Raw genomic sequence first — 13,309 nt, 5'->3', positions numbered from 1 at the left:
CCCTCACCGCGACCCGTCGCCCGCTGCCGCGCCCCGGAACTCCACCGGGGCGCCGTGCGTTTTCCCGGTGACGCCGGTGACGCCGGTGACGCCGGTGACGCCGGTGACGCCGGTGACGCCGGTGACGGAATCGGAGTCGGCGGTGAGGGAGTCGGCGGTGTCCGCCCAAGGGGGATCGACGGCGCCGTGCCCCACCTCAGCGCCGCGCCGTGACCGTCCCCTCCACCGCGAACAACTGCTCCTCCACATGGTCGAGAGCCAGCCTCAGCGCGCCCGTGGCCACCACCGAATCGCCGAGCAGGGACAGCGTCACCCGGGGCGGTCGCAGGCAGTAGCGCTCCAGTTCGCGGCGCAGGGGATCCAGGACGCCGTCCAGGCCGGCCGCCCAGCCGCCGATCACGACCAGTTCGGGGTCGAGGGCCAGGACCAGTGCGGCCACGTCGTGCACGAGGCGCTGGATGAACCGCTCCACGGCCGCCCGCGCCCGCCGGTCGCCCTTCCGTGCCAGCGCGAACACCTCGGCGACCGCCTGCTCGTCCAGCGGATGCAGCGGCTCGTCCGTGGTCGACAGCAGCGTCTCCGGGGTCGCCCCCCGGCCCAGCAGATGCAGTGCGCCGATCTCCCCGGCGGCCCCGCCGTACCCGCGGTGCAGCCGGCCGCCGATCAGCGAACCCGCGCCCGGACTCAGCCCGGCCAGCACGAACACCACGTCGTCGGTCTCCGTCGCCGCGCCCTTCCAATGCTCGGCCACGGCCGCCGCGTTGGCGTCGTTCTCCACCAGCACCGGGCACTTGAAGGAGCGGCTGAGCCGCTCGCCGAGCCGAAGGCCCGTCCACTCCGGGAGGGCCGTGCCCAGCCGGACCGTGCCGTCGGCCTCCACGATGCCCGGTGTGCCCACGCCCACCGCGCGCAGCGAACCCCGGGATATCCCGGCCCGGCGCAGCAGCTCCGCGACGGCGACGCGCAGCCGCTCCAGCCGCTCGTCCGCCGGAGCGGTCTCGTCGACCTCCTTGGCCTGCGCGCCCAGCACCCGCCCGTCCAGGTCGGACAGGAGCGCGGCGACCCGGTGCGCGCCGATCTCCAGGCCCAGCAGATGCCCGGCCTCGGCCCGGAACCGGAACCGGCGCGCGGGCCGCCCCTGACGGCGTGCGGTGCCCTCCTCGGCGGCCTTCTCGACCACGAGGCCCGCTTCGATCAGCCCCTCCACGACCCCCTCGACGGTCGGCCGGGACAAACCGGTGACCCGGGTGATCTCGGTGAGCGTCGCGCAGTCCGTCGCACGCAGCGCGTGCAGCACCACCGCGGAATTGATCCTTCGCAGCAGCGAGGGGTCGCCGCCGGTCAGCTGGCCCACCGTCCGTCCTCCCAGCTCGCGGGCGTGTTGGGCGGATCGTACTCGGCCCGGCCCACCCCGGCGAGTGCCGGGCCGCGCCGACCGGTGCGGCCGTCGCGGATCAGCCCGGCGCGACGAACCCCGATTCGTAGGCGGCGATCACCGCCTGGGTGCGGTCGCGCGCCCCGACCTTGGCCAGCACGGCGCTCACGTGCGACTTCACCGTCTCCGTCCCGACGACCAGCCGCACGGCGATCTCCGCGTTCGTCAGCCCGCGCGCCATGAGCCGCAGCACCTCCGCCTCCCGCTCGGTCAGCCGCGCATCCGCCAGCGCGTCACCGACCGTACGGTCACCGCCGTAGCGGGCCGCGAGCTGCCGTACGGACGCCGGGAAAAGCAGCGACTCGCCCTCCGCCACCAGCCGCACCGCGTGGACGATCTCGGCCGGCCGGGCCCGCTTCAGCAGGAACCCGTCGGCACCCGCGCGCAGCGCCTCGTACACGTACTCGTCGTCCTCGAAGGTCGTCACCACCAGGATCTTCGGCGGCGCGTGGACGGTGCGCAGCACCGCGCGCGTGGCCTCGATCCCGTCCAGCAGTGGCATGCGCACGTCCATCGCGACCACGTCCGGCCGCAGCCGGCGCACCAGCGGGATCACCGCCGCTCCGTCGGCCGCCTCGCCGACCACTTCGATGTCGGGCTGCGCCTCCAGCACGGCCCGCAGACCCGCACGGACCAGGGGTTCGTCGTCGACGAGGAGAACGGTGACCGGCATCCGGCCAGCCTAGATCAGCCCAGCGGCAGCTCCACGCGCACGAACCAGTCGTCCCCGTCCGGCCCGGTACGGGCACTGCCCCCGAGCAGTGCGGCGCGCTCCCGGACGCCGCGCAGGCCGCTGCCACGCAGGCCGCTGCCCCGTCCGGGCCCGGGTATCGCGGCCGGCAGCGGATTGCGGACCTCCAGCGCGAGCGTGCCGCCGGCGACGGCCACCCGGACCCTTACGGGAACGGCTCCCGCGTGCCGCAGCACGTTGGTGAGCGCTTCCTGGAGGATGCGGTAGCCCTCGCGCGAGACCGGGCCGGGGAGCGCCGCCACGGGCCCGGTCACCTCGGCGTCGACCGTGGCGCCGGCGGCACGCGCCGAGTCCAGGAGGCGGTCGGCGTCGGCCAGCGTGGGCCGGACGCTCACCGGCCGCTCCGAGTCGCGCAGTACCCCGAGGACGCGCTCCAGATCCTCCAGGGCGGCCCGGCCCGTGTCCTCGACGGCGGCCAGCGCGCGGTCGGTGAACTCCGGATCGCCCGCCGCCCGCGCGGCGCCCGCCTGCACTACTGCCACCGTCAGGGCGTGCCCGATGGAGTCGTGCAACTCCCGGGCGATCCGGGTGCGTTCCAACAAGTTCTCGGTGCGCTCCTCCATGTCGGCCAGCCGCTCTGCGGCGGACGGTCCGAGCAGCCGGCGCGCGCACGCCGTGACGAGCGCGCCCAGGCCGACGACGCCGCCGTACAGGGCGAACAGCGGGAGTGGCACGAGAAGGGCGTAGGCCCGGTCCGGCGGCAGCCGGTCCAGCCACGGGAAACCTGAAGGGCCCCCGCCCCACGCGCACTTCGCCAGTTCGTACGTGAGGATCGGCAGCCACACCGTGGCGAACACGGCCATCGCGCCGAGGACCATCCGCAGCTCCAGCCACAGCACCGTGCGCCACCGGTCGCGCCAGGAGGACGACGGCGCGATGGAGATGCCCGGCTCCTCCTCGCCGGGCGTCAACAGCAGCCGCGCCTGCACCCCTTCGCCCATCCGCACGGCCGGCACGAGGCCGAGCGGGACGAGGAACAGCGCGGGCACCCAGGGAGTCGACATGTCGATGAAGAGCCACACACTGACGATCAGCACGGGCGTCCACAGATGCAGCAGACGCGTGTACGTCGCCCCGCGCAGCAGCGGGCGCAGGATACGGATCATGCGGACGGCCATGTGGCCATCGTCGCAGGCAGGACTGACAACGGTCCTCCCCCGCACGGGGGAGACGATCTCCACGGGCGGGGGAGGACCCGAACCCGCCCGCCCGGCGACGCTGGTGCCATGACCAGCATCGACCTTCGGGATCTCACCAAGGAGTACGACGGCCGCCGAGCCGTGGACGGCCTCACGGTCAGCGTCCGCGCCGGTCGGGTCACCGGCTTCCTCGGCCCCAACGGCGCGGGAAAGTCCACCACCTTGCGCCTCGTCCTGGCCCTCGACCGGCCGACCGCCGGCACCGCGACGATCGGCGGCCGGCCCTACACCGAACTCCGTGAGCCGTTGCGCCGGGTGGGCGCCCTGCTCGACGCGCGTGCCGCCCACGGATCCCGCAGCGCGTACGACCATCTGCGCGCGCTCGCGGCGAGCAACCGTATCCCCGTCCGCCGGGTCGGGGCGGTCCTGGAGGAGACCGGGCTGGCACCGGTGGCCCGGCGCCGGGTGAAGACGTACTCCCTCGGCATGCGCCAGCGGCTCGGGATCGCCACCGCCCTGCTCGGCGACCCCGAGGTGATCCTGCTGGACGAGCCCGCCAACGGCCTCGACCCCGAGGGCATCGTCTGGATCCGCACCCTGCTGCGCCGGCTCGCCGCCGAAGGCCGTACCGTCCTGGTCTCCAGCCACCTCATGAACGAGACCGCCGCCTTCGCCGACCACCTCGTCATCCTCGGCCGGGGCCGCCTCCTCGCCGACACGCCCGTCCAGGAATTCATCCACGCGCGCGTACGGCCCCAGGTCAGGATCCGCTCCACTGACCCGGCCGCTCTCGGCGACCTGCTCGCCCGCCACGGCCACGACGCCTCCCGGGACGAGCACGGCACGTGGACCGTGCGTCACGCGCGCGTGGACGACCTCGGCCGCCTCATGTCGCGAGCGGGCGTCCCCGTACTGGAACTGACCGCTCAGGAAGCCACCTTGGAGCAGGCCTACCTCGATCTGACCGCTGCCGAGGCCGAGTTCACCGCGCACCCCCAGGAGGCCTGACCATGCCGTTCACTCCCGTCCTGCACGCCGAGTGGATCAAGATCCGCACACTGCGTCCGCTCGTCGCCGCCCTGGCCGCGATCTTCGTGACCACCACGGCGTTCTCCGCGATCGCCGCGGCCGACGCCGACGGCGTCGACCCGTTGTTCTCGGCGTTCTTCGGGGTCGGCCTCGGCCAGATCGCCGCGGTCGCCTTCGGTACGACGGCGGTCTCGGCGGAGTTCCGGGGCGGCGCGCTGCGCCTGACGCTGGCCGCCGTACCCGACCGGCGGCGCTGGTTCGCCGCGAAGACCACAGCGATCGCCCTGCCCGTGCTGGCGGTCGGTCTGCTCACCGGCCTGGCGACGCTGGCCGTGGGCAAGGCCGTACTCGGCACGTCCGGTCCGGCCTGGGGCGAGGGTCTGCGCGGGGCCCTGGGCTGCGGCCTCCACCTCACGCTGATGGCGTTGTTCGCCGCCGGGGTCGCGGCTGTGCTGCGCAGCGGCGTCACGACGCTCTCCGTCCTGATCCCGTTCCTGCTGGTCGTGTCCTTCGTCGTCGGCGACCTGTCCGCGGGCGTCGCCGACTTCCTGCCCGACCGCGCCGGCCAAGTCGCCCTGCACAGCACCTGGGACGGCGCCCTCGGCCCCTGGACCGGGCTCGCCGTGACCGCGCTGTGGGCGGGGGCGGCTCTGCTCGCGGGAGCGAGGAGCATCCGCCGCAGGGACGCGTGAGGGCCTGCAGTGGGGTACGGGGGGTCCGGTGGGACCGGTAGGGCTCGTAGGTCCGGTGGGACCGATGGGGCTGATGGGATCGGTGGGGCTGGTGGTCACCGAGACCGGCCCGCGGTGCCCCGCCAGGCCTGTGCGGCCACGCCAGACCCGTGCCGCCATGTCAGGCCTGTGCCGCCACCTCAGCCCGTGCGGCCGCGTCAGGCTTGTGCGGCCTTGCGCAGCCGGGCGAACTCCTCGGCCATCGTCGCCGCCGTCCAGTGCGCGTTCAGGCCGCTGGGGTTGGGCAGCACCCACACCCGCGTGTCCCCGATGGTCCGCTCCTGGGGCCCCACCCGCGCCGTGCGCTCCTTGAAAGCGGCGCGGTAGGCGGTCACGCCGACCACCGCGAGCCAGCGGGGCCACAGGCGCGTCACGCGGGCCGTCAGCAGCCGCCCGCCCTCCACGTACTCCTCGGCCGTCAACTCGTCGGCCCGCGCGGTCGCCCGCGCCACCACGTTCGTGATGCCGAGCCCGTACGACAGCAATTCCTGCTGCTCGGCCGGTTTCAGCAGCCTCGGGGTGAAGCCGGACAGGTGCAGCACAGGCCAGAACCGGTTGCCGGGGCGGGCGAAGTGGTGGCCCGTGGCGGCTGTCATCAGGCCCGGGTTGATGCCGCAGAACAGGACATGGAGGCCGTCCGCGACCACGTCGGGGACGAGACGGTCGCGGGCGGCCTCCAGTTCAGCCTGGGTGAAGCGGGTCAGAGGATCGCTCCGGGGGTGTAGCCGGCGGCCTCCGGGTGCTGCTTGACGATCTCGTCGATCCGGCCGACGACCACACCGACCTGGTCGGCCGCGGCACCCGTGAAGGACAGCTTGTCGGCCATCAGCGCGGCCAGCTGGTCGCGGTCGAGCGGGAGGCGCTCGTCGGCGGCGAGCTTGTCGAGCAGGTCGTTGCGCTCGGCGCCCTGCTCGCGCATCGCGAGCGCGGTGGCGACGGCGTTCTCCTTGATCGCCTCGTGCGCGACCTCGCGGCCGACACCGGCGCGCACGGCGCCCATGAGCACCTTGGTCGTGGCGAGGAACGGCAGGTAGCGGTCCAGCTCGCGGGCGATGACGGCCGGGAAGGCGCCGAACTCGTCGAGGACGGTCAGGAAGGTCTCCAGCAGCCCGTCGAGCGCGAAGAACGCGTCGGGCAGCGCGACCCGGCGCACCACCGAGCAGGACACGTCGCCCTCGTTCCACTGGTCGCCCGCCAGCTCGCCGGTCATCGAGGCGTAGCCGCGCAGGATGACCATGAGGCCGTTGACGCGCTCGCAGGAGCGGGTGTTCATCTTGTGCGGCATCGCCGAGGAGCCGACCTGGCCGGGCTTGAAGCCCTCGGTGACCAGCTCGTGCCCGGCCATCAGCCGGATCGTCTTGGCCAGCGAGGACGGCGCCGCCGCCAGCTGCACCAGCGCGGTGACGACCTCGTAGTCCAGCGAGCGCGGGTAGACCTGGCCGACCGAGGTGAACGCCTGCGAGAAGCCCAGGTGGTGGGCGATGCGGTGCTCCAGCTCGGCGAGCTTGGCGGTGTCGCCGCCGAGCAGGTCCAGCATGTCCTGCGCGGTGCCGACCGGGCCCTTGATGCCGCGCAGCGGGTAGCGGCCGAGCAGCTCCTCGGTCCGGCCGTAGGCCACGAGCAGTTCGTCGGCGGCGGTCGCGAACCGCTTGCCGAGAGTCGTGGCCTGCGCGGCCACGTTGTGCGAGCGTCCGGCCATGACCAGCTCGGCGTACTCGCCGGCCAGCTTGCCCAGGCGCGCCAGGACGGCCACCGTACGGTCGCGCACCAGCTCCAGCGAGAGCCGGATCTGCAGCTGCTCGACGTTCTCGGTGAGGTCGCGGGAGGTCATGCCCTTGTGCACGTGCTCGTGCCCGGCGAGGTCGTTGAACTCCTCGATCCGCGCCTTCACGTCGTGCCGCGTGACCTTCTCGCGCTCGGCGATGGAGGCCAGGTCGACAGTGCCGAGGACGCGCTCGTAGTCGGCGATCGCCTCGTCCGGCACCTCGATGCCGAGGTCCTTCTGGGCACGCAGCACGGCGAGCCAGAGCTGCCGCTCCAGCTTCACCTTCTGCTCGGGCGACCAGAGCGTGGCGAGCTCGGTGGAGGCGTAGCGTCCGGCGAGGACGTTCGGGATGCGGGGCTTGGCGGGCGCAGAAGTCACGTGTCCAGAGTTTACAGTCCGTCCATATAGGGTCTGTACCGTCCAGGGACCGTAGGAAAGTACAGGTCAGCGAGCCCTTAGACGGGTCGCCGTGCGCCCATATGTGAGACGAATGTGAGACGGCCGCCCGTCAGGACTCAGCGGCCGTCTCAGTCTCGCCGGCCAGCACGATGCGTCGCACCTGCTGGCGCGTGTACCCCGTGGCCTCACAGATGTCCTTCTGCGGTACGTCGTCCGCGTCTGCCTGCCTGATCGCTACCGCGAGCTCTTGCCGCAGGATCTCGGTTCGCTGCTCGGCTTCCCTGAAGCGCTGCGCCATCTGCGTCAGTGATCGCTTGTCCATGGCACACAGTGTTCCATCTATCGTTATGGCACATCAGGTTACCTAGATTCGAGTCGATATCCATGGATGAAGCCATTGAACAAGGAACATCGCGTTCCCTAAAGTGGAGTTGTCGGCAGGGGAATCCAGCCGACAACGCAAGCGGCCCCCGCCGGTGCGCCAACACCGAACGAGGGCCTCACGGAATCCACCCGACTACACCGGGAGACCCGCTGTGACGCATCCCTCCATCCGCCGTGAGCGCCGTTCCACCTGGCGCGTCCTCCGTACCGGACTTCGCCGCCGCTCGGCCGCGAACCGGCTCGCCTCCAGCCGCCACCGCCAGCCCCACTCACTCGCCACTGTGGCCATCGCGGCCGGCGTCGAGAAGACCACCGCCACCGGCTGCGCGAACGGTCTACGCTCCGTGGCCAAGCGCCTCGGCGTCACCCCGGCCGCCACCGCCCGCACCCGCCGCACCGTCGCCGGTGGCCGCGCCCACCGCACTCACACGGTCGGCCGCTACACCCTCGGCCAGGTCGCCCGGCCATCGGCTCCTACAAGCCGCGCAAGCCCGCGTACGTCGCCGCCATCGCCCGCATCGCCGCCTTCGCCCCAGGTTGCTCCGTCGAGCAGCCGCTGCAGGCCGTCGGGGGTGCTATGGCCGGCGTATTCGGCCAGCTGCCAGCCGTTCTTGCGGCCGACCGGGCCGAGCAGGGCACGGACATAGTCCCGCATGCGGCGGCGCAGGTCGGCGCGGCCGAAGCGGTGGCCGATACGAAGGAAGAGGTCGTTGAGTTCCCGGTCCCAGCTCGCGTCCGCAAGGTCGTCGATCACGCTGGGAGGCTGCCCGCCTCTGAGCACGGACAGTTCTCGATCCACTCGTTGGACGGACGATCCGGCAAGACCGCCCCCGACCCAACATCAGCCAACTACACTCCGGACGATGCCTCTGACCAGCCCAGATAGCGAAACGCTGCTGGAGTACTAGGAAGCCTCTTCACCGAGACCGCCGACCACCTTCCAGACCTTCCTGGACCAGAGCGACATCCCCCGGCCGAAGTCCTGGCGAACCCTCGGTACCTGAGCCCGACCATCCAAGATCCCCGACAGAGTCAAGCTCAGACAGGAGCAACCAACTCCAACTGGGGCACCACGTCGGCCCGGATAGGTCCACATCTGATGATCCACGGAATATCCACCAAACGCCACGTCCGGTACAAAACGCCTTTCGAAAGGGGTGTTTTGCACCGGACGTGGTGTCGAGGGCCTATATGGGCTATGGATTAGCCCGGGGTGCCTGAGTCGAGAGCGACTTGCGTGGCTGGTGAGTTTGCCGCCGATGGCTGACGGCTTCGAGGTCAAACCCGCCCACTCCCACACCGTGGAGATCAACTCCTGCGAGGTGTCCCTGATTGTGCGTCCCGACGCGGTCGCCGATCTGATCCTACAGGCGCCGTCGCCGCCGCCGAGTCCCACTGAACGGGCACGCGCGACCACCGGCTCCGGCGAGCGCCCAGGGGCGTCATGGCCCCTGCGGTATCCCGGTACATGCTGCCCGCAGGTTCGGTTCGTCCAGGAGCATCAGCCGCCGCGTTGCCGTGCGTCATCACAGTTATGAGTGAGGCTGGTCGGCTTACGCCGCGGAGTGCCGACGCCGGAGGAACAGCACCGAGGGGACCGTCATGGCCAGCAGCACTATCCCGGCTATGAGCCAGCCCAGGTGGAGGGCGTCGGTGAAGGCCCTCGGCACGGCGCTGGACACCGCCTGCGCGAGTGACGCCGGGGGACGGCTCGTGCCGCCGTGCGTGGCTCCTGCGACGACCTCGTCAATTCCCCTGGGCGGGACTTTGGCTGAGGCCAGCTGGTCGTGCAGATAATTCGGGAAGCGTGTCGTGACGAGGGTGCCGAGGACGCTCGGGCCGAGGACGCTGCCGAGCTGTCGGAACATGTTGACTGACGCGGCCGCCATGCCCGCCTGCAGCGGGGGCACACTGTTGACCGCGGCGGCGGTCGACGGCGCCACCAGCAGCGCCGAGCCCGCTCCGGCGAGGAACAGACCGGGCCACATCGCGCCGTAGCCACTGAACGGTCCGACTGCCAGGAGCGCGAAAGCCCCCGCGCCGACGAGCACGAGGCCGGAGGTGAGCACGGCCGCGATACCGAACCTGCGCGCCAGGGGTGCCGCGAAGGCACTGATGACGATGTAGGTGGCGAACATCGGGAGCAGCTTGACCCCGGTCGCCAGGGCACTTGCGTGGGCGACCCGCTCCAGATACAGCACGGCGAGCAGCGAGACGCCAACGAACCCGAACATCGTGACGGCGCCGACACTCATCACGGTGGCGAACGACGCGTTCTTGAACAGCCGCAGTTCCAGCATGGGATCGTGGTGGCGCAGTTCGACCCGGATGAAGGCCGCCAGTGAGACGACGAAGACGACGTACACGGCGATGATCGAGGGACGTCCGTAGCCGCTGGCGCCGCCCTCGATGATGGCGTAGGTGGCCGACGCGACCGCCAGGGTGCCGAGCACCACACCGGCCGGGTCGAACCGTCGTGTCGGATGCTTGCTCTCGGTCACGAAGACCGGAGTGAGGACGAGGGCGATCACGCCGATGACCAGGTTGGTGAGAAAGACCGCGTGCCACGACACCTGGTCCAGCAATACCCCCGCCGTCAAGGGTCCGATGGCCAGTCCGAGACCGGTGCAGCTGGCCCAGATACTGATCGCGCTGGTCCGCTCGTGGGGGTCGGTGAACGTGTGGCTCACGATCGCCAGACTCGAGGGCAGTAGGGCCGCTGCACCGACGCCCATCAGGGCCTGGGCCGCGATGAGCAGGCCCGGAGTCGCCGCCAGAAAGGCCAGCACGCTACCGAGCGTGAACAGGACTACACCGACCAGAAACACCCGACGCCGCCCAATGAGGTCACTCAGGGTGCCGGCCGACAGGACGAGGCTGGCCACGGCAAGGGAGTAGGCGCTGCTCACCCAGACCACCGTGCTCGCCGAGATATGCAGATCGTCCTGGATTGGCGGTAGCGCCGAGATCGTCGACGACACGTTGACGAAGGCCATCATCACACCGAGGCAGAGGACGAGGAGAGCCCACCATCTCCGCCTGCCGGAGGGAGCGGGCACAGAGGGTCGCCCCACGCGAGTGATAACCTGACTTGTGGAAATCATAGCCAGAAGCTAGCACACTGACTTTACAAACATCTAGCCAGGAGGGATGTGATCGTCATGGCCGAGCGGACACAGGCGCCTGAGCGCGACACGGAGGCAGCCATTACACGCGCGGGCCGTTTCGCGGATCGCGATGCATGGGACGCGGAGGGCTGGTGCCACATGGAGCACGCCCTGGAACTGGTCGGCACCCGGTCTGCGATGATCTTGATGCGCGAGATCTACTACGGCGGGCGGCGCTTCGACGAACTGGCACGGCGCACCGGTCTGACCGAGGCTGTCACTTCACAGCGCCTCAAGCGTCTGGTCGACGCCGGCCTGCTGCGGCTGCACCCATATCGGGAGCCGGGTCAACGCACCCGGAACGAATACGTCCTCACCGATCTGGGCCGGGCGTTGTTTCCCGTGTTCGTCGCTCTGCTCGAGTGGGGTGTGCGCCTTGGCGCCAAGGGCGGTGTCGAACTCATCCACGCCGATTGCGGCAGCCCCCTCAGCGCTGTGGTCGAGTGCGCGAAGGGACATGAGGTCTCTCTGCCCGACGCTGTCGCCCGGATCGTCTCGGACGGAGAGCTCGAGTCGGCTCCGTGAGAACGCGACTGGTGGCGCCCTTCCACAGCGCCGCGGAAGGGGTCGTTTTCTCTCAATGTTTTATCCCGGAACCTGGTGTTTGGTCCGAGGTGTCGAGTCCCGCCAGGAGATGGTGTTCTCGCCGGTGAGGCGGCGGGCCACGAGGTCGGTCATGGCGAGGTGGACCATGGCTTCGGAACGGGCGGGCAGGGCCTCGTAGTCGCGGGCGAGGCGACGGTGGAGCATCAGCCGGCCGTAGGTCCGCTCGACCGCCCACCGCTTCGGGATCGGGGTGAATCCCCTGGGGGCCTTTACCCCTGATCCTGAACACGGGTTATGCGGCTTCGGTCAGCGTAGTTGATGTTGTTCGGAGGGTTCGCTCGTAGGCGATGGGGCTGCGGTGTCCGAGGCGGGAGTGGCGTCGGACGGTGTTGTAGCGATGGAGCCAGCGGAAGAGGTCCAGGCGGGCCTCGCGTTCGTCGTTCCAGGCCCTGCGGCGGCGACCTGCTTGATCGTCGTCTCCGGCCGCGACTCGTACAGCGCGACCGCGTCCGCCTTGAACTCCGGCGGGCAGTGCTTCATGACCACGACACGTCCGTCTCTCAGATCCTCAAGATCCACCATCGCGAGTGTCCAAGATCAGGGGTGAGGGCCCAGTCGTCGATGGCGCGGGCCCGGTGACGGCGCTGGTCCGGATGCGGGCCGGCGGCCCGCATCTTCACATAGCGGGCCACCGTGTGGTGGTCGACGCCGGTCAGTCCGGCCGCAGCGCGGTAACTGCCCGTGAGGTCGTACGCCTCAAGGATCTCCATGATCTCCCTGTTGTTCTTCACCCGCCCGAGCCTCGCCGAGCGGGATGCGTCCAATGCGAGCGGGGAGATATCTGGCCGTACGTGGGGAATCCCGTGGCCATCAGTGGGGCGGCAAGTGGCCGCCTACGGGGAGCTTGTCATGGCCGCCGTCATGCCGCACCGGCCTCGACGTGGCACCAGCTGCCGGCAACCACGTTACGCAGAGCCTTGCCGGACGGACCGGCGCTCGTGCCCCTATCAGCGGTCTACCGGTGCCTCCCGGCCCGGTGACACCACCCCCCGGGTCATGGTCGACAGGGGGCAAAAGTCATGCCAGGCCCGGAGGCCGGGAGCCCCGAGCCCGGGGCCACGAAGAAGGTAACGGGGGTACCGGTGATCCGGCCGGTATGGCGGAGCGCACCTCTGGGCTGGATGCCGTGCAAGCAGGGCTGGATGCCACCGCGAGCGCCTGGGCTGCTGCTGGTTCCCACCTGCCCTCCGAGGTCGTGGTCCGTGCCCGCGAGCACGTCACCCAGCCGTACCGCGTCTTTCCCTCCGCGGCTTCCCGCGGTGCGCGGGAGATCACCACCGACCTGACGCGTCAGCCCGCTGTCGAAAGCGTCGTCGAGCACCTCGCGGAGCGTTTCGACACCGACTGGAATACCTGGGCCCGTACCCAGGTCGAGTCCGCCGGGACCGGTACCAGAGACGCTCGCGCTCATGCGCTGTCTGCTCCTGGGACGGCGATCCATGTCCATCGCACGGCCTGGCAGGCTCTCGAGCCGGGTATCGGTGCGCAGGCCGAAACCGCGGTCGCGCGCACCGATACCGCCACGGCAGGACGCGACCTCGTCAGCCTCACCCGGCAGGCCGATGTTCTGTGGACGCGTAATCAGCGTCCGGTTCAGCACCTCCTCACCGCCGCCGCCCACGCCGACACGTGGCATACCGCGTCCCTGGCCGTTTTCGGCCACGCCGTCCCCCAGCCGCGACGTCCGGCGCGGCGATGTCCGGCTCCCATACCCTGTGGGAGACCGGCCGGTAGATCCTGCGCGAGGAATGGGCCCGCCAGACCGCCGCCGACCACCAGGAAATCTTCGGATCCACCGCCACGCCCACCGCCACCGCCATCGCCCCCGCGACAGCGGCCAACGGCGCCGGCCACACCGTCGACGCCACTGCCACCAACACCAACAGTGCCGGTCGCCCGGTCG

General features: G+C 70.8%; 14 protein-coding genes and 2 pseudogenes. 3 read left to right on the top strand and 13 right to left on the bottom strand.

Features of this window, described 5'->3' with window-relative positions:
- Positions 1-3: 3 nt before the first annotated feature.
- The 4 genes from ACGFYV_RS31425 to ACGFYV_RS31410 all read right to left on the bottom strand — a co-directional run bounded on the left by ACGFYV_RS31425 (position 4) and on the right by ACGFYV_RS31410 (position 3,292).
- On the bottom strand, positions 4-195 hold the full coding sequence (locus tag ACGFYV_RS31425) for a hypothetical protein (protein WP_393881905.1): 192 nt from the start codon (positions 193-195) through the stop codon (positions 4-6).
- Position 196: 1 nt separating this feature from the next.
- Positions 197-1,354: an ROK family transcriptional regulator gene (locus tag ACGFYV_RS31420; RefSeq protein WP_393881904.1), complete on the bottom strand. Its 1,158-nt coding sequence runs from the start codon at positions 1,352-1,354 to the stop codon at positions 197-199.
- A gap of 100 nt (positions 1,355-1,454) precedes the next feature.
- Positions 1,455-2,108, bottom strand: a complete 654-nt coding sequence (locus ACGFYV_RS31415; protein WP_393881903.1) for a response regulator — start codon at positions 2,106-2,108, stop codon at positions 1,455-1,457.
- A gap of 14 nt (positions 2,109-2,122) precedes the next feature.
- Complete coding sequence (locus ACGFYV_RS31410; RefSeq protein WP_393881941.1) at positions 2,123-3,292, bottom strand: sensor histidine kinase; 1,170 nt, start codon at positions 3,290-3,292, stop codon at positions 2,123-2,125.
- 120 nt (positions 3,293-3,412) lie between these two features.
- Between ACGFYV_RS31410 and ACGFYV_RS31405 the strand changes: the two genes are divergently transcribed.
- Both ACGFYV_RS31405 and ACGFYV_RS31400 read left to right on the top strand, forming a co-directional pair.
- The gene (locus tag ACGFYV_RS31405) at positions 3,413-4,333 is read left to right on the top strand and encodes an ABC transporter ATP-binding protein (RefSeq protein WP_393881902.1); all 921 of its coding nucleotides are present in this window, start codon (positions 3,413-3,415) and stop codon (positions 4,331-4,333) included.
- A gap of 2 nt (positions 4,334-4,335) precedes the next feature.
- The gene (locus ACGFYV_RS31400; protein WP_393881901.1) at positions 4,336-5,046 is read left to right on the top strand and encodes an ABC transporter permease; all 711 of its coding nucleotides are present in this window, start codon (positions 4,336-4,338) and stop codon (positions 5,044-5,046) included.
- 197 nt (positions 5,047-5,243) lie between these two features.
- On the opposite strand, the gene mug is transcribed toward ACGFYV_RS31400, so the two are convergent.
- From mug to ACGFYV_RS31375, 5 genes are all read right to left on the bottom strand, one after another.
- Positions 5,244-5,732 carry a G/U mismatch-specific DNA glycosylase gene (gene mug / locus ACGFYV_RS31395; protein WP_393881900.1) on the bottom strand — a complete coding sequence of 163 codons (489 nt, stop codon included), beginning with the start codon at positions 5,730-5,732 and terminating at the stop codon, positions 5,244-5,246.
- A gap of 53 nt (positions 5,733-5,785) precedes the next feature.
- Complete coding sequence (gene purB, locus ACGFYV_RS31390) at positions 5,786-7,228, bottom strand: adenylosuccinate lyase (protein WP_393881899.1); 1,443 nt, start codon at positions 7,226-7,228, stop codon at positions 5,786-5,788.
- Between the two features lie 130 nt (positions 7,229-7,358).
- On the bottom strand, positions 7,359-7,571 hold the full coding sequence (locus ACGFYV_RS31385) for a hypothetical protein (protein WP_393881898.1): 213 nt from the start codon (positions 7,569-7,571) through the stop codon (positions 7,359-7,361).
- A 501-nt stretch (positions 7,572-8,072) separates the two neighbouring features.
- Positions 8,073-8,387 carry a hypothetical protein gene (locus ACGFYV_RS31380; RefSeq protein ID WP_393881897.1) on the bottom strand — a complete coding sequence of 105 codons (315 nt, stop codon included), beginning with the start codon at positions 8,385-8,387 and terminating at the stop codon, positions 8,073-8,075.
- A gap of 799 nt (positions 8,388-9,186) precedes the next feature.
- Positions 9,187-10,737 (bottom strand): MFS transporter, encoded by a 1,551-nt coding sequence (locus ACGFYV_RS31375; RefSeq protein ID WP_393881896.1) that lies wholly within the window; start codon positions 10,735-10,737, stop codon positions 9,187-9,189.
- Between the two features lie 57 nt (positions 10,738-10,794).
- Between ACGFYV_RS31375 and ACGFYV_RS31370 the strand changes: the two genes are divergently transcribed.
- A complete protein-coding gene (locus ACGFYV_RS31370; protein ID WP_393881940.1) occupies positions 10,795-11,325 on the top strand; it encodes a winged helix-turn-helix transcriptional regulator in 531 nt (176 codons plus the stop codon).
- A gap of 60 nt (positions 11,326-11,385) precedes the next feature.
- Here ACGFYV_RS31370 and ACGFYV_RS31365 read toward each other — a convergent pair.
- From ACGFYV_RS31365 to ACGFYV_RS31350, 4 genes and pseudogenes are all read right to left on the bottom strand, one after another.
- A pseudogene (locus ACGFYV_RS31365) lies at positions 11,386-11,607 on the bottom strand (IS5/IS1182 family transposase); the annotation flags it as partial.
- Positions 11,608-11,638: 31 nt separating this feature from the next.
- On the bottom strand, positions 11,639-11,878 hold the full coding sequence (locus tag ACGFYV_RS31360; RefSeq protein ID WP_393881939.1) for an integrase core domain-containing protein: 240 nt from the start codon (positions 11,876-11,878) through the stop codon (positions 11,639-11,641).
- 79 nt (positions 11,879-11,957) lie between these two features.
- Positions 11,958-12,137: pseudogene (locus ACGFYV_RS31355) on the bottom strand (IS21 family transposase); the annotation flags it as partial.
- 263 nt (positions 12,138-12,400) lie between these two features.
- Positions 12,401-13,069, bottom strand: coding sequence for a hypothetical protein (locus ACGFYV_RS31350; RefSeq protein WP_393881895.1), 669 nt, complete (start codon positions 13,067-13,069; stop codon positions 12,401-12,403).
- Between the last annotated feature and the right edge of the window lie 240 nt (positions 13,070-13,309).

It is taken from the genome of Streptomyces sp. NPDC048297 (assembly GCF_043201585.1).
Lineage (GTDB): Bacteria > Actinomycetota > Actinomycetes > Streptomycetales > Streptomycetaceae > Streptomyces.
Note: the sequence above shows the minus strand (reverse complement) of the source record. Positions and strands in the feature narration are given on the sequence as shown.